The sequence below is a fragment of the Pseudoalteromonas sp. SR45-6 genome, assembly GCF_014163545.1.
Classification (GTDB): domain Bacteria; phylum Pseudomonadota; class Gammaproteobacteria; order Enterobacterales; family Alteromonadaceae; genus Pseudoalteromonas; species Pseudoalteromonas rhizosphaerae.
In genome coordinates this window covers 1-16,840 of the sequence record NZ_JACJDM010000045.1, presented here as the reverse complement: position 1 = coordinate 16,840, position 16,840 = coordinate 1, and the positions used below count along the sequence as shown (strand labels likewise).

General features: G+C 40.5%; 14 protein-coding genes. 6 read left to right on the top strand and 8 right to left on the bottom strand.

The annotated features are described in order from the left end of the window. Nucleotides 1–146 precede the first annotated feature (146 nt). The gene (locus tag H5158_RS16915; protein WP_145240584.1) at nt 147–674 is read left to right on the top strand and encodes a hypothetical protein; all 528 of its coding nucleotides are present in this window, start codon (nt 147–149) and stop codon (nt 672–674) included. 34 nt (nt 675–708) lie between these two features. Here H5158_RS16915 and H5158_RS16910 read toward each other — a convergent pair whose 3' ends face one another. Then, nucleotides 709–1,221 (bottom strand): CIA30 family protein, encoded by a 513-nt coding sequence (locus H5158_RS16910; RefSeq protein ID WP_182718119.1) that lies wholly within the window; start codon nt 1,219–1,221, stop codon nt 709–711. A gap of 87 nt (nt 1,222–1,308) precedes the next feature. Here H5158_RS16910 and H5158_RS16905 point away from each other — a divergent pair, with 87 nt between their 5' ends. After that, the gene (locus H5158_RS16905) at nt 1,309–2,046 is read left to right on the top strand and encodes a hypothetical protein (protein WP_182718118.1); all 738 of its coding nucleotides are present in this window, start codon (nt 1,309–1,311) and stop codon (nt 2,044–2,046) included. 234 nt (nt 2,047–2,280) lie between these two features. Then, nucleotides 2,281–5,463, top strand: a complete 3,183-nt coding sequence (locus H5158_RS16900; RefSeq protein ID WP_409076823.1) for a PDZ domain-containing protein — start codon at nt 2,281–2,283, stop codon at nt 5,461–5,463. Between the two features lie 132 nt (nt 5,464–5,595). On the opposite strand, the gene H5158_RS16895 is transcribed toward H5158_RS16900, so the two are convergent. Beyond that, the gene (locus tag H5158_RS16895; RefSeq protein ID WP_182740485.1) at nt 5,596–6,246 is read right to left on the bottom strand and encodes an NAD-dependent epimerase/dehydratase family protein; all 651 of its coding nucleotides are present in this window, start codon (nt 6,244–6,246) and stop codon (nt 5,596–5,598) included. A gap of 252 nt (nt 6,247–6,498) precedes the next feature. On the opposite strand from H5158_RS16895, the gene H5158_RS16890 reads away from it, so the two are divergent. Together H5158_RS16890 and H5158_RS16885 are read left to right on the top strand one after the other, a co-directional pair. After that, a complete protein-coding gene (locus H5158_RS16890) occupies nt 6,499–7,215 on the top strand; it encodes an enoyl-CoA hydratase/isomerase family protein (RefSeq protein WP_246175492.1) in 717 nt (238 codons plus the stop codon). A 67-nt stretch (nt 7,216–7,282) separates the two neighbouring features. After that, nucleotides 7,283–8,269, top strand: coding sequence for an RDD family protein (locus H5158_RS16885; protein ID WP_149980720.1), 987 nt, complete (start codon nt 7,283–7,285; stop codon nt 8,267–8,269). A gap of 85 nt (nt 8,270–8,354) precedes the next feature. Here H5158_RS16885 and H5158_RS16880 read toward each other — a convergent pair whose 3' ends face one another. The 6 genes from H5158_RS16880 to miaB all read right to left on the bottom strand — a co-directional run bounded on the left by H5158_RS16880 (nt 8,355) and on the right by miaB (nt 15,147). Beyond that, entirely contained in the window at nt 8,355–9,581 is a 1,227-nt protein-coding gene (locus H5158_RS16880) for a hypothetical protein (protein WP_182740484.1), read from the bottom strand. Nucleotides 9,582–9,661: 80 nt separating this feature from the next. After that, nucleotides 9,662–11,242: an apolipoprotein N-acyltransferase gene (lnt, locus tag H5158_RS16875; RefSeq protein WP_182740483.1), complete on the bottom strand. Its 1,581-nt coding sequence runs from the start codon at nt 11,240–11,242 to the stop codon at nt 9,662–9,664. Further along, entirely contained in the window at nt 11,223–12,104 is an 882-nt protein-coding gene (corC, locus tag H5158_RS16870; protein ID WP_149980717.1) for a CNNM family magnesium/cobalt transport protein CorC, read from the bottom strand. Before corC ends, lnt begins: the two co-directional genes overlap by 20 nt. A gap of 22 nt (nt 12,105–12,126) precedes the next feature. Continuing rightward, nucleotides 12,127–12,585, bottom strand: coding sequence for an rRNA maturation RNase YbeY (gene ybeY, locus H5158_RS16865; RefSeq protein ID WP_145240621.1), 459 nt, complete (start codon nt 12,583–12,585; stop codon nt 12,127–12,129). A 4-nt stretch (nt 12,586–12,589) separates the two neighbouring features. Further along, a complete protein-coding gene (locus H5158_RS16860) occupies nt 12,590–13,651 on the bottom strand; it encodes a PhoH family protein (protein WP_145240623.1) in 1,062 nt (353 codons plus the stop codon). A 50-nt stretch (nt 13,652–13,701) separates the two neighbouring features. Further along, nucleotides 13,702–15,147 carry a tRNA (N6-isopentenyl adenosine(37)-C2)-methylthiotransferase MiaB gene (gene miaB, locus H5158_RS16855; protein ID WP_145240625.1) on the bottom strand — a complete coding sequence of 482 codons (1,446 nt, stop codon included), beginning with the start codon at nt 15,145–15,147 and terminating at the stop codon, nt 13,702–13,704. Nucleotides 15,148–15,400: 253 nt separating this feature from the next. On the opposite strand from miaB, the gene H5158_RS16850 reads away from it, so the two are divergent. After that, entirely contained in the window at nt 15,401–16,570 is a 1,170-nt protein-coding gene (locus H5158_RS16850; protein ID WP_182740482.1) for an FAD-dependent oxidoreductase, read from the top strand. The last annotated feature ends 270 nt before the right edge of the window (nt 16,571–16,840 follow it).

The window sequence follows — 16,840 nt, the reverse complement described above, 5'->3', positions numbered from 1 at the left end:
ATGCTAAAATATTTGCTTTTAGAGTTTAACCATTAGTAGCTTCCTAGCATTTGGGTAATAACAAAGGGTAATATTTTTGGAGAAGAAAGCTAAAGTCTTATTATTTTGTGCCGATATTATTACCAGGATAATTTTAAGGATGAAATATGAAGATCTTACCTGTTATTACTATTCCTGAAGCTCATGGGTTTCAAAGTAAATACGAAAAACGACTTGAAGAACAAGCAGCGCAAACAGAACAGCCTGAATATATTTTGTCTGAGTTTTTAGATGCTAAAGCGCAAGAGTATAGCGAAGATGATGTGAATTTTGCTGAACAGTATAACAATTTACAAAAAGTGTATGAAGATTTCGCTCAAAAGATCATCGTGCTACAAGAACAAATTAATAAATTAAAACAAGATCCAATTCAGCGAAATCTCAAGCTTGAAAGCCACAATAGCAACTTTATACAGCTGGAAAAAAATACCGAAGCGCAAAATTTAAAAATAGATCCTGAGCATACTGGTGCGAAAAAATACCGAGATTCTCAACAGCAAGAGCAAATTGATATATTAGTTCAGCAACTTAATGAGCTAAAGTCCAACCACGCAGAAATAAAGAAACAGATGATAGAAATGGTTATCACAGAACTTAAAAAGCGAGGTAACGAAGAATATGATTTTAAAAAATAATTTTAATATTTCCAATATAGCAGCTTAATTTACGCTATTTAAGCTCAAAGTTAATATGCGCTAATTCAAGTTTAAAATTACCTTGCTGCTTTTTGGCGATCATAAGGCCCAATTGTTGTACATCTTTGAACGTTAACTCTGGTTGCTGCTCTAAGGTTTTACCACGGTAAGTAAGACTAAAGTCAGTTGGTGAGAATGTAACGACTTGCCATTGATCTTTTAATGTTGCAAACGAAGCAGTAAACGCTGGCCCATCTAGGTACTGACTCGTTCTTAAGCGAAGTTGATACGTTTTACCATCTCCTTTGAACCGTAAAGATATGAGATTGGCGTTTTCTTTATTAGTGTTTATTGTTGTGCGTATTGAAGCAAAGCCTCCATTATTTTCAAAAGAAACGTTGCCTGTAAAAATTAAGCTATTGTCCTTCTCATAAGCTTGGCTGGTCGATAAACCGCCCATTACTGAGTCATTAACTATTTGCCAGTGCAGAATTAAATCGCCGGAACCTGATAGTAAGGGCAAACTAGTTGTAGGGTTTGTTTTCATTTTTTATCGCAAAGCTTTGTGTTATAGATAAGCTCAATAATACGTATGTTCAGATAAATTGATCACTTTTTTAAAAATAGGGAAAGCATGAATTCAGATAAATTTTTTAAATGGGTATGGAACTTAAATGGAATTATTTTATTAGTCGGGGTTTTAATTGCTACTGCGTTAATTTCAGTCCAACTTGTTACAACAGTATTTAATGATAACGACGTTGAGCCACCGGCATTAAATTTAGCAGATGACAAAAACGAAGAAGAAAAGTGGCGTTTGGGCTACCCGCGAAGAGTAGGAGAAACGGACTTTTATTATATAGAGCTTGAGTCTGAAAAGTTAACGGTTGAAGCCGATACCGAACGTGGGTTAGGGCAAGTTGTAGAAAATTTTAGTGGTTCCTCTTATTATAAAAATAGGCCAACACGGTCAAAAAATGTGATGTTTATCAATGGTAAAACAAACTATGCAAATTGGCTTTTTGATACGACAGATCAGTTGATCACTGATATTTCTCCATTGTATTTATCTGAATTTGATTCGCAGTCAAAAGCGGCGGGTATTGCCTATCATGTTATTAAAAACGACACAAATAACGACGGCCTTTTAAGCAACGAAGATAAAAGCACTTTTGCGTTAAGTAAAATTGATGGCAGTGGTTATAGCGAGGTTCTCACAGGCTACGACCGCATTCTTGAGCATGCTGTTAATGAGCAAGGCAATTTGTTTATGTTGTTTATAGACAATGCTGAAGTGTTTTCAATGCTTGTTGATTTAACTACTTTTAAAGTGATTGATAAAAGGCAGCTACCTAAAGTCGGAGGACTATAACTATTACTCATGAGTATTATTTAACCTGACCTCTGATTAAGAGAATTACTAAGACACTGATTATAAATATTGTTCAGGTTATTTACACTCTGTTACAGTTATTTGCCGAACAAAGCTGCAATCCATTTTTATGTTGTTATGATGATATAAAATAACAACATAAGGATGGTTAAGTTGAAATTACGTACTTTTTTAACCGCAATAGCGATTGCGGTTGCGCCTACATTCTCACCCATGGCCGCGGCTTATGATACTCAAGATACGCGATTATTGCGTTTCCCTGATATTCATAAAGAGTCGGTTACTTTTGTTTATGCCGGTGATATTTATATAGCAAATATCAAAACGGGTAACAGCACGCGCTTAACAGATCACATTGGTTTTGAAACATTCCCTAAGTTTTCTCCAGATGGGAAAAGGATCGCTTTTTCAGCACAGTACAATGGTAGCCGCCAAATATATGTAATGAATCGCGATGGCAGTGATCTAAAACAGCTGACTTACTATAACGATGTTGGTGTGATGCCGCCTCGTGGTGGCTATGATTATCGTGTCCTTGATTGGACGCCTGATGGTAAACATATAGTGTTTCGAGCAAACCGTACACCTTATGGTAAGCGTGTGGGACGTCCTTACATGGTGCCTGCCGATGGTGGCTTAGAGCAGCCATTGGCCATACCTGAAACGGGTGGCGGCATGTTATCGCCTGATGGTAAGCAATACGTATATACACCAATTGATCGCGAGTTTCGTACCTGGAAGCGCACGCGAGGGGGCCGCGCACAAGATGTATGGATCTATGATTTAGAGCACAACAAGTCTACGCAGTTAACTACCGATAAAGCCACAGATCAGCAGCCTACTTGGGTGCATGATAATATTTATTATGTCTCAGACAGAGCATACACTTTAAACTTATATAAGCATCAAGACGGTAAAGCACCAGTGAAAGTGACCAATCACACGGATTTTGATGTGCTTTGGCCATCGGCAGGCCCAGATGCCATAGTGTATGAGAATGGTGGTTATTTATACCGTTTTGACGATGCAACGCAGCGTGAAGAAAAGCTGACTATTAACGTACAGGGAAATCGTGAATATACCATGCCTTATAGCAAAAATGTGGCTGGCTTTATTGATTCGATGGATGTATCCCATGATGGTAAGCGTGTGGTTTTTAGTGCCCGCGGAGAGCTGTTCTCAGTACCCGTTAAAAATGGCCCAACACGCAATTTAAGCCATACGCCTAAAGGGCGTGAAATTGCCGCTTCGTGGTCACCAAATGGCCGTTATATTGCGTATATGAGTGATGAAAGTGGTGAGTACGAAATTTATATCCAAGACCGAGCTAATAACAACAAGGTTAAACAACTGACAACTAATGGCACTATTTGGCGTTTTGACCCTGTTTGGTCTCCGGACAACAAAAAGCTATTGTTTGCAGATCTAAATCACACCTTATGGTGGCTTGATATAAAAACCGGCAAGCAGCATAAAATTGATACCGCCAAGTATGAAGAAGATGGCTTAACTACGTATATTTGGTCACCTAATAGTGAAGATGTTGTATTTGTTAAAAATAACGAAAATCGTTATGCCTCATTATGGCATTACAATTTAAAAGACAAACAAGTTACACGTCTGACCGACGATATGAGCAGTGAACGAAATCCTGCGTTTTCTCCTGATGGTCAGCAATTGTATTTTACTTCAGAGCGCGACTTTAACTTAACTTTTAGTAGTTATGAATTTGACTACATGTTTAATAATGCCACGCGAATTTATGCTGTTGCTGTCAATAGCAAAATTAAACCGCTGAATGCGCCACTGACTGATGAAATAAGTATTGTTGACTCGAAAGCGAATAAAGACGATGACAAGTCAGCTAAACCGCTAAGCACTTATATTGAAAGTGATGGTTTTATGGACCGCGTTGTCGCTCTAAATGCTCTGGCCGGAAATTACAGTGCTTTAACTGCTGTAAAAGATGGCGTATTAACACTCTCTGCGGGTGAGCTAAAATTAATACCTATTGCCGTCGATGGCGAAATTGCCACCGTAGCGAAGGGGGTTAATAGCTATAAAATATCAGCGAATGCGCAGCATATCATTGCTCGCTCAGGTGATAATTACAGTGTAATTAAGCCAGCCGCTGAGCAAGATTTAAAAGCCACCCAGTTAGACTTGCAAAATATGATACTAAAAATTGACCCGCAAACAGAGTGGGCGCAAATGTATCGTGAAGGCTGGCGGACATTACGTGATTGGTTCTACGATGAAAATCACCACGGCCAAGATTGGGATGCTATTTTAAAACGCTACCAACCAATGGCTGATGCAATCGCACATCGCGCCGACCTTGACTATGTGCTAAGCGAAATTGCCGGCGAGATTAACTCCGGGCATATTTATGTCAACTCTGGCGATATGCCAACTGCAACACGTTTACAGCATGGTTTATTAGGCGTAGAAATTAGCGCGCATAAATCCGGTTTTGTAAAAATCGAAAATATCTTTAGAGGTGAAAATTGGCACGAAAACTTCCGTTCACCACTCAACGAGCCGGGCGTTAACGCAAGCGTTGGTGACTATATTGTTGAGGTAAATGGTCGCTCAGTAAAAGATGTGATTAACTTTTATGAATTACTTGAAAACACCCAAGGTAAATCGGTTGAGTTATTGCTTAGTAAATCCCCGAGCCTGAAAAAAAGTTGGAAGGTAACAGTTAAACCAATCGCAAGTGAAACCGGCTTACGTTATTTACAATGGACGCATAGCCGTGCTGAATACGTCGATAAACTATCCGACGGTCGTATTGGTTATGTACATTTGCCAAACACACATTACGAAGGTAATCGTTCGTTATTTAAAAACTTTTTACCGCAAACTAGCAAAGAAGCAATGATCATAGATGATCGCTACAATGGCGGTGGTTTTATCCCAGAGCATATGATCACTTGGCTGGCACGCAAACCGCTTAACTACTGGAAGCGTCGTGGCGTTGAGCCAACTAAAACACCACAGTTTGCCCATGATGGACCAAAAGCCATGCTGATCAACGGCTACTCAAGTTCAGGTGGTGACGCACTACCGTATTACTTCCGCCAAGCAGGTTTAGGTAAACTAATTGGCACTCGCACTTGGGGTGGGTTAATAGGTATCTCTGGTAACCCAGGACTTGTGGATGGTGGTTCAGTTATTGCTGCCACCTTTAGAATACTCGATAATGACGGTAACTGGATCATCGAAAATGAAGGCGTAAGCCCAGATATCGAAGTGATTGACCGTCCAGAGCTTATTCAAGCTGGGCAAGATCCGTCGATTGAGCGTGCCGTACAAGAGCTGTTAAAAGAGCTTAAGGCAAACCCGAAAAAAACCTTGATTGTGCCGCCAGCTCCAACAGAGTTTGGTAAGTAGTAAGGTTAATAGGTATTAATAACTGAGCCAGCATTTGCTGGCTTTTTTATAGCTTTTTGCGCTGAAGTTCGTATTTAAATTTGCCGGTCGCCATTTATGGCGAAAAGGAACGTATAAAATACGTACTGAAGTTTAACTGTTAAATAGTTCATCTAATCTAAAATATTCAACACCATCACCTGATTGTTTACTGATATTACACATTTTTAAGGCAACTTGTTTGCCCGTGATAGGGCGATACTTTCTTAAACCAGGTAGCATACATAAAATTGGTAACAATACACTGCCAAGCTTTTCACCAATACGAAATTCGTTATTACGCTCGCCAAGTAATAACGATGGCTGAATAATACTAATGCGTTTAAATGGCAGTTCTTTGACAGTATTGTCAAGTTCACCTTTCATTTGTAAATATGTGTTACCACTATTGGCATTTGCACCACTGGAGGATATTAGCAAGTAATGGTGTACTTCGTGTTTTGCAGCAAGTTCAGCGACTTTTAACTGATAATAAAAATCAACCTTACGCTGAGCGGCAATAGAGCCAGCGGCTTTTTTGGTGGTGCCTAAACATGAAAATAATATATCCGCTTTAAAAAGCGCAGCGTGTTGAGCTAAATGGTTAAAGTCCACTACATGATTAACGACTTTGTCACTGTTATAACTAATAGGGCGACGCGTTAGGGTTATAACTTTACTGATATGAGTTGCCATAATTAATTCTTCAACTAAGTGACTGCCCACTAAGCCAGTTGCACCGACAACAATAGCTACATTACTCATACATTCTCCTTTGATAGCCCTAGCAAATAGCCAAAGTATGTTGTAACCATTGTTATGGATCGTTACTTGTATAACAACCTTTTAGATTATTCATAACAAAGAACACAAGATTAATAGTAATACTTATTTTTTAAACAGTTATTCTAGTTATTTAAGCGCTAAGCATGGCATTATATATTTAACTTATTTATCACGTTGTAAAAAAATAATACAAAGTGCGCACCGTGACTCTCTACAATGAAAGGCCTCCTGATGACAATGATGACGTTAGCCACCCACAATACAGTTGCGGTTTTAACCTTAACAAACGGCGAAAACCGCCAAAATCCACATTTTGCACATCAACTAAAACAAGCGTTAGCAGAGGTTGTTGAAAACCAAAACCACAAAGCGCTAGTGATCACCTCAAATGATGATAAGTGTTGGAGTTTAGGCATTGATACTGATTGGTTGTTACCTGCTATGCAAGCAAAAAAGGCCGATGAAATACGTGGTTTTATGTACGATATGGACGATGTATTTAAAACCTTACTGCTTTTTCCTATGCCAGTGATCGCTGCCATTAATGGTCATGCTTTTGGTAACGGTGCAATTTTAGCGTGCGCGTGTGACTTTAGATTTATGCGCGGCGATCGCGGCTTTTTTTGCTTCCCTGAAGTGGATTTATCGATCCCATTTTTACCTGGCATGATTGCTTTTGTGAAAAAAGCGATCCCTTACTATCGCTTTAACGAAATGAAACTGACAGGGCGTCGCGTCTCTGGAGCAGAACTTGCAATTGATCACGTTATAGAAAAAGCCTCAACAGACCAAGATAGCCTATTAGCGGACGCAATGGCGTTTGCCGCTACATTTGATAAAAAGCGCGCCATTTTTGCTGAGCACAAAAAACGTTTACACAAAGAAATAATTCGTGTGATAAATGAAGAAAATAAACCATTTATAGATAATCTAGCTTTGATGGTTTGAGCTATAGGCTGCTCTCAATAACAATCTAAATAAAGATACCTATTTAATTTTAAGGACAAAGGCGTAAATGAAAGCGAAACAAATAGAACAATTAGCATTAACAGCTGCTGAAACTAAGGAAGTTATTACGCCCTATGCATTTAAAATAGATCAAGCATTATTGGGACTGCCACTTGCTTCACCGACTCGCCGCGCGCTCGCGATGGTAATCGATGTAGCGCTAATTTTTCTCGCGGCTAAGATCAGTGCTGCTGTAATCGCATTTGTAGCTGCAATGGCTTTTTATAAAGGCACAGCGCAAAAATACTTACCAACAATGTCGACTGTTTGGCGAAGAGTATTAAAAATAACTGCTGCCAGTATATTATTTATAAGTTCACTCTCAGTGCTTGCAATCGCAATCGATTTTTTTGAGGATGATACTGCGATTCAAGGGATAAGAATTAAACGCGAAACACCATTAAATGCAGAGGAAAAACAACAGATAAATACTTATTTAATGCAAACAGCACCAAGTCAAAATTGCGATCAGGCTTGTCAAAGCAATGCGCTTGCTAATTTAGTTACTCAAGTGCCACAATTGGCTGAAATAGATGAATCTGATAACGATCAGGTTGCCCGATTATTATTGAAAGTAATGGTTGAAGCTGATGAGCAGACTTCTGCACCTGAAGACGCACCTGTTAAAGCTGCACCTGTGAATAGTATTTTACAGTGGGGCAAAGGAATCATTCAAGATTTAGGTCTTGGCTTTGGTTGGGCTGCTGTATATTTTACATTATTTTCGCTGCTTTGGCGTGGCCAAACACCGGGTAAAAAAGTATGCAATATCCGAGTTGTCGCACTTAGTGGCGAAGATTTAAGTTTATGGGATGCGTTTGGCCGATACGGTGGCTACGGCGCAGGGTTTGCAACTGGGTTACTAGGTTTTTTACAAGTTTATTGGGATCCGAACCGCCAAGCCATTCAAGATAAAATATCAGCAACTGTGGTTATTAAAGGCAGTATAAATCAGCTAATAAATGAAGAGACAGTTAAAGCGATTGTTAAATAGATAGTTAGACTCTAAGTAAGTTTTATAGAAAGGATTAATATACAGAGCATGCCCTATTTATGAAAAATAGGGCATTTAGTGAGGTTCACAGTCCTAAAAACTCTAAATAAGGCATAATAACATCGATATTTGATTTTATGAGTGCGCTAATGCCGGCAAAAAACAGCGCGAATAGTGTACACGCTGAAACATAGCTAACATGTTTATAAATCAGACGATAAAACTTGTCCAGAAAGTTCCACATCAAAAATAATGCGCCTATCCAAAACATGGTATCAAGTTTATATAACAGCGCAATTGTGACCACTGCTATTTCACTAATTAAACCGATAAGCTCAGCGCTAAAGCGTAGCCAAGGTTTTTCTTTTAATAAGAAAAAGCTAAGTTGGGAGATCCCTGAAAAATAAGCAAGTGGCAGTAACGTGAGCATACCAAGTTCAAAAGATTGTAGAGGCTGCCTTAGTTCGAGTAAAGGCGCGAACCAATCGGTATAAAATACTAACCAAGCTAATAGAGTTAACGTAAAACTAAGCGCAGTTAAATAAACAGATTGTGCAACGCGTTCATCTTGGCTGCCGACGGTTACTCTACCTGGAGCAACTAATATCATAAAACCAAAAGTTGATAACAAGGCTAATACACTGCAAAACCCAAAGATGCTGTTATCAAATATTAAGGCCAGCGCTGCGAATGTAATAGCTAATGGCCAACCTACCCATTTAGCTTCTTCTTTATCGTCACTAATGCGACTTAGCACCGAATAGCTAACAATGCTGCCTAAAGAGAATCCTGCAACCAGTAGCCAATATTCGTAGTGGAAAAAAATGAGCGAAATGATGGACGCGCCGTAAATCAAAAGTTCGTTGAGTAATGGTGGGAAAGACGACATGATTTTGCCAATTAAGGCCAATAATAACAAAGCTGAAATAGCATATAGCGCGGTAGTGAAACTATCAATACGCTGCTCGGTGTCAGATATTGGTGAAGGTTGTTTGCTAATTTGATGGGCATTACCAATCGGTATGTCGGAGGTGTATGTTCCACTGTCTAAGTCAAAATGAAAGTTCGTTTGTGCTTGTTGATGTAAAAAAGTAGATTTTTCAGTAAACACATTCTCTGAAACAGCATTTTCAGCTTTTAACTCTAGTAATAACTGATATTGAGCTTGTAACTCATCCTTGGAACTGACTTCATATTGAGCGGCTAAACCCAAGGAGGGGATAGTAACCATCAATACGAACAGAATAAAATGCCTGACTCTGGCCATGTTCTGTGTAATTGATTGTTTGCATAGGGTGTTAATCCATAACATACGACTTCCTTGTTATTATATTTACGACAATTGATGTAGATGAAATATATCAATTATGTGATTACTTTTAGTGAATATATTTAACGATGATTATCTTTATATTTAAATTTTACGATTAATGCTGCGATTGTAATGCTAAAAATAAATAACCACACAGGCAAGTTACCGTATTGACTATAGATGCTGTCGCCTTGGATTAGCTTGATATTAACTTTAAGGGTGTCGGCTTCAAATTGTGGCATGCTGACTTGAATTTGACTGATTGGGTCGTATACGCCGCTGATACCATTGTTGGTCACACGAATAAGCGGGCGTTGCAATTCAAGGGCGCGCATACGGGCTATTTGCATGTGCTGGTGGGGGCCGTGGGAGGCACCAAACCAGGCATCATTACTTACAGTAAATAAAATATCCGAATCATTGTGGTAATTACCACGCACTAAATCAGCAAAAGCGATTTCGTAGCAAATAGCCGGTAATATATTTAAGCCATTAGCACGTAAGTTATTTTGAACTTGGTCGCCGCGAGTGAACGATGACATGGGTAGGTCAAATAATGGCGCGATAGGGCGCAATATATCTTCAAATGGCACAAACTCACCAATGGGAAGTAATTGGTGTTTTTGGTAACGGTTTTTACCTAAGTATTGATAATGACCATGTTCGTCACCCTGCTCTTTATTACCAAGTACAATTAATGTGTTGAAGATTGCTTTAGTGTCGCGCTGATAGTCAACAATACCTGTAATGAGAGCAGTATTGTTAAATGAGGCTGCGCTATCTAAGCCTGCTAAATAGCTATCTGCAAGTGCTTCTATTTCAGGCACTGCAGCTTCTGGCCAAACGATTAAGTCGGCATCCCAGTGTGGTCGAGTCATATCTTGGTACTTACTCATTGTGGTCCAAAATTCACTCGGGTCAAAGCGCAGATGCTGTTTGATATTACCTTGTACCAGTAAGGCGCTAATCGTTTTATCACTGTAACTGTTATTGCGCGTGTAGTGAGTAATAGCGAATAGTACAGCGATGCTAATTACAGTGGCTGCTGTGGCTTTAAAGTCTCTAATAAACAGCAGGCGATAGAGCGCAAAACCAATCGCGATACATACAAGGGTTAAGCCAAACTCACCAATTACTGGAGCGAGTAGATTAAGTGGGCTATCGGTTTGAGTATAACCAAAGCTTAGCCAAGGGAAGCCGGTGAGTACCACACCGCGTAAGTATTCGGTGACAGCAAAGCCTGAGAGTAATAATAAACCGTAGCTACTAGGGCCGCTGGCAAAGCGTGTGGCAAACATAAAGGCTAAAGCCGGGTAGATAGCTAAATAAGCACATAACAGCACCATCAGTAACACTGAGGCTACCAGTGGCATACCGCCGAAGGTGGCAATGGAGACATGCACCCAACTGATACCTGCGCCAAACCAACCGAGGCCAAATATAAAACCATATTTGGCGGCGCGTTTACTGGCTAGTTTGCCATATTGCTGCCCAGAATTATGTGTGTGGGTACTGTATATCGCTAATGCTAAACAGGCGAACGTGAGGGGCCAAATCTCAAAAGGGGCATAACACAAGGTTAAAAAGAGGCCCGCAACCAGTGCGAGCCATGCTTTTTTATCTTTTGCTAAATGCAGGCAGTTAGTCAGAAGTGTCTTCACTGTCGTTATCATCAGCCTTTGGCACTGTAACCTGTAATTGCAATAATCGACGATTATCGGCATTGGTTACTTTAAATTGTAAGCCATCTATATCAATTATTTCACCACGGCCAGGCATATGCCCAAAGGCGTGTAAAACAGTACCACCGATGGTATCAGCGTCTTGCGTGCTGTAGCCAGTTTTAAAATATTCGTTAAAATCATCAACAGGAGTAAGTGCTTGAACAACAAACACATGCTTTGCAAGTTGACGAATATCTAGTTGCTCTTCTTCGTCGTGTTCATCTTCAATTTCACCGACGATGAGCTCAAGAATATCTTCTATGGTTACTAAACCAGATACACCGCCGTATTCATCAATTACTAACGCCATATGGTAACGCTGTTGGCGAAACTCATTAAGTAGCGTATCAACACGCTTACTTTCTGGCACAACAACGGCTGGGCGTAAATAATCACGTAATGATGGCAGTAGATCATCTTTATTGAGGATCAGTGGTAATAGATCTTTTGCTAGTAAAATGCCTTCAATGTGGTCTTTATCTTCACACACCACTGGAAAACGTGAATGAGTTGAATCGACCATCATTGGAATGAGTTCTTCTAGCGGCGCTTCCACTTCGAGCGTGATCATTTGTGAGCGCGGGATCATAATATCTCGCACTTTTAACTCTGACACACCGAGCACACCTTCGATCATCTCTTTGGTTTCAGGATCAATGACATCCCGAACTTGCGCATCGGCAATTACTTCAGCCAGCTCTTCTCTATTCTGGGGTTCCCCTTGCAACATTTGGGTAATTCTACCCAACCAGGTCTTGCCAGAAGAACCCTGGCTAGTCTGCGAGTTATCGTCGCTCATTGCGTCTACTTGCTCCGTAAATTTAAATATCGTCCCGATATGGGTCTGCTATGCCTAATTCGGCAAGCAATTGCTTTTCAATGCTTTCCATTTCTGTCGCATCTTCATCCTTTATATGGTCAAATCCAAGTAAATGCAAGCATCCGTGGATCACCATATGGGCAAAGTGGTCATGAAATGACTTTTCTTGCTCTATTGATTCAGCTAACACTATGGCTGGGCAAATAACTAAATCACCCACCAAAGGTAGCTCTATACCTGCTGGCGCTTCAAATTCAAACGACAACACATTGGTTGGTTTATCTTTACCACGGTAGTCATTATTGAGTTGTTGGCTTTGCTCTTCATCAGCAATAACAATACTCAGCTCTGATTCGTCACGGTATTGACTAAGCACTTTATTAGCCCACAGCGCAAATTGCTCAAGACTAGGCAAGTTATCAAACTCGCAGGCTATTTGTAAATCAAGTTCAGTGTTCACGGCATCACTCTTTAGTCGAAGGTTGCGCTTGCTCTTGGTTTGCGAGCAAGTCTTTAGCACGTTGTTTTTCGGCGCGTTTGAGTCGTTCTGCTTCATCGTTACGTTCGTAGGCTTCAACAATACGTGCCACGACAGGGTGGCGCACCACGTCCTGTGATTGGAAGAAGTTAAAGCTTATTTCGTCTACATCGCTAAGTACTTCAATGGCGTGACGAAGCCCTGAGCGCGCACCACGGGGTAAATCTACTTGGGTAATGTCGCCGGTGATCACTGCTTTTGAATTAAAACCAATTCGGGTTAAGAACATTTTCATTTGTTCAACCGTGGTATTTTGGCTTTCATCTAAAATAATAAAGGCATCGTTAAGTGTGCGACCACGCATAAAGGCAAGTGGAGCGACTTCAATGACATTTTGTTCCATCAGCTTTTCGACTTTTTCAAAGCCGAGCATTTCAAATAAGGCATCGTACAATGGGCGCAGGTATGGGTCGATTTTCTGACTTAAATCACCTGGTAAAAACCCCAGTTTTTCACCGGCTTCAACAGCAGGGCGGGTCAATAAAATACGCCGTATTTCTTGACGCTCTAAAGCATCAACTGCTGCGGCGACAGCTAGGTAGGTTTTACCTGTGCCAGCAGGCCCTATACCAAAGGTGATATCGTGACGAAATATATTCGATACATAATGACCTTGATTGTCGTTACGTGGTTTTATTACGCCACGACGAGTTTTGATCATCACCTCTTTGCCATATTCGTTTAGCTCATCTTGCTCTAATGCATTTGACTCACTAATGGCTAAATGTACGGTATTTGCTTCAATTTCAGTAATAACACCGCGTACTGGCTGAGTTTCGACATATAAGTCTTTGAGGATTTCCATCGCTGCAAACGCGCTGGTGGTTTTACCGGTGATTTTAAAATAGTTATCGCGATGAGTAATTTCAACACCTAAGCGGCGTTCAATGTGTTTGATGTTTTCGTCAAACGGGCCACATAAAGATGAAAGACGTTTGTTGTCGGAGGGTTCTAAATAAATCTCTAATTTTTTTAATTGATTACTCAAAATTGCTTCCTGTTTTGATGTGCCAGCGAGGCTGGCACAGTAAGTTTCGCCTAAGGAACGAAAGTTGCAACACCTAATTCATCAGGGGTGGCTTGCGGCTCTGGTTGTGCTGCTTTACTTAAAATATCAGCAGGAGCAACCGCACGGCGTAAGTTCATTTGGGATTCTGTACGAATTAAGTCACCGCGTAAAGAGTTTGGCAGTGCCTCAGTTATACGTACATCAACAAACTGACCGATCACTGTGTGTGGGCCAATAAAGTTTACTACGCGGTTGTTTTCAGTACGGCCACGTAGCTCCATCGGATTTTTCTTGGATGGACCTTCAACTAGGATGCGTTGTTCAGTATCAAACATTTGACGACTGATCTGTTGCGCCATTTGAGTAATACGGTTTTGTAGTAGGTATAAACGCTCTTTCTTTTCTTGCTCGCTGACATCATCAGGCAAATCAGCCGCTGGCGTACCCGGGCGTGCGCTGTAGATAAAGCTAAAGCTCATATCGAAACCAATATCATTGATAAGGTTCATCGTCGCTTCAAAGTCAGCGGCGCTTTCACCTGGGAAACCAATGATAAAATCTGACGACATACTTAAATTAGGGCGAATTTTACGTAATTTACGAATCGTTGATTTGTACTCAATAGCAGTGTGACCACGTTTCATTAAATTAAGAATACGATCCGAACCGCTTTGTACTGGTAAATGTAAGTGATCGACTAATTCAGGTACGTCGGCATAAGCGTCAATGATGTCTGGTGTAAACTCTACCGGGTGCGACGTGGTGTAGCGAATACGGTCAATCCCGTCGATAGCTGCAACATAACGAATTAAATCTGAGAAGTAACAAATTTCACCATCGTGAGTTTCGCCGCGATAAGCATTTACGTTTTGACCTAGTAGGTTTACTTCACGAACATTTTGCTCTGCAAGTTGAGCAATTTCTAATAATACATCATCAAGCGGGCGGCTGACTTCTTCACCGCGCGTGTAAGGTACTACGCAGAAGGTACAGTATTTAGAGCACCCTTCCATAATAGATACAAATGCAGAAGGACCGTCTGCTTTTGGCTCTGGTAAACGGTCAAACTTTTCAATCTCTGGGAATGAAATATCAACCACAGAGCTGCCTTTGTTACCTTGCACTTGTTTGATCATTTCAGGTAAACGGTGCAATGTTTGAGGGCCAAAAATAACGTCAACAAATGGTGCGCGTTGGCGAATTGAATCGCCTTCTTGTGACGCAACACAGCCACCAACACCGATGATCAGATCGGGTTTGTCATCTTTGAGTAATTTCCAACGGCCTAGTTGATGGAATACTTTTTCCTGCGCTTTTTCGCGAATTGAACAGGTATTGAGTAGGATAACATCTGCATCCCCAGCTTCATCAGTTAACTGGTAGCCGTTGGTTGCATCGAGAAGATCAGCCATTTTCTGAGAGTCGTATTCATTCATCTGACAACCCCAGGTTTTAATATGCAGCTTTTTACTCATTGAAATATAGCCTCGTTTTCAATTCGGTAGTGGCACGGTTGTGCGCTAAACAGGATAAGCGGCACTTTCGCTTACTTAAAGGACGCGTATTTTAGCTGGATACCCGTCTAGATCCAAGTATAGTTTTTATGTTTGTGAATTGAAGTCAAACAAAGTGCGTTTTATGGTTGATTAAGATGAAACTCACTCGCACTTGTAAACAGAAGTACGATACAATCAAGCGCACTGAAAATAACCAAATTAGTGACTAAAAATGATGAAAAACAAGGTTATTGTTGTTGGCGGCGGCATGGTTGGTGCAGCCACAGCAGTTAAACTCGCTAAACAAGGATGCCAAGTAACAGTGATTGAGCAGCAGATAATTGATGCTGATGCTGTATTGGCAAGTGAAAAAGTTGATATTCGTGTATCTGCTATCAATCGTTTTTCAGAAAACTTATTAGATGACTTAGGCGCTATGCCTATTTTACGAGTGCATCGACATGCCCCATATCAACAGCTCGAAGCGTTTGAACGAACGGGCGATAACCTTTTGTTTGATTGTCACGATATTAATACCACTCATTTAGGCCACTTAATTGAAAATAATTTAATTCAAGCGAGTATCTGGCAACAGTTTGCACAGCACAATATCGAAGTGATTGAAACACCTCAATCATTGTCCGCAATTGAGCAAAGCGAACAGCAAGTGACATTGCATTATGGAGAGCAGCAATATACAGCTGATTTAGTTGTTGCTGCAGATGGTGGGCAATCGTTATTACGTCAACAGGCAGGTATTGGTGTTACGGGTTGGCAATATGGTCAGCATTGTATGGGAGTATTAATAAAACTAGACGCTGCGCAACAAGTAAAAACATGGCAGCAGTTTAAGCCCACAGGTCCGGTAGCTTTTTTACCTATGCAGGCGCCATACGCCAATTTAATTTGTTACCACGATGCAAAGCACTTAAAGCAATGGCAGCAACTCTCAGCAAGCGAATTAAAACAGCAACTGCTTGCACATTTCCCGCCCTTAGATGGGGACTTTGATATCATAGAGCATGCTGTATTTCCGTTAGCCCGCCAACATGCCAACAGCTATTCAGATGGCCGTATCGTGCTGGTTGGTGATGCAGCGCATACGATTAATCCGCTCGCTGGGCAAGGGGTTAACTTAGGTTTTCAAGATGTCGTAGCACTTGCTGATATATTAAAAAATGCAGACGATATAGGTGCTGCACAATATCTTAAACAATATGAGCAAACTAGACGCAAAGCAAATTTGTTAATGATGAGTATGATGGACGCTTGTTATTTTGGTTTTTCTAATCAACTAACTCCATTGCAGTGGGCACGCAGTCAGTTTTTGAAAATGGCAAATAAAACCGGACCGGTAAAGCATTGGGTATTAAAATATGCGATTAGCGGTGAAATCAGTTAAGAATTCTCATTTTATTAAAAATATGATTATCATAGCGAATTATACCAATCGTGTTAAGTTACTGACCATTTATAGCGACAGATAAAGACAGTGATAACAAGGCGTAAATTTTGACATGTAGTTGTTCTACTTGAAAAAATTATAACGCAGTTAGCGCTTTATTTAGCTCGCTAGAATGGTTAAATATTTATGTAGATTGGTATTAAATAGCTAACTAATTTAATGTAATTGGTGTTAATAGAATGGCTAGGGTGGGCGAAAGCTCACTCA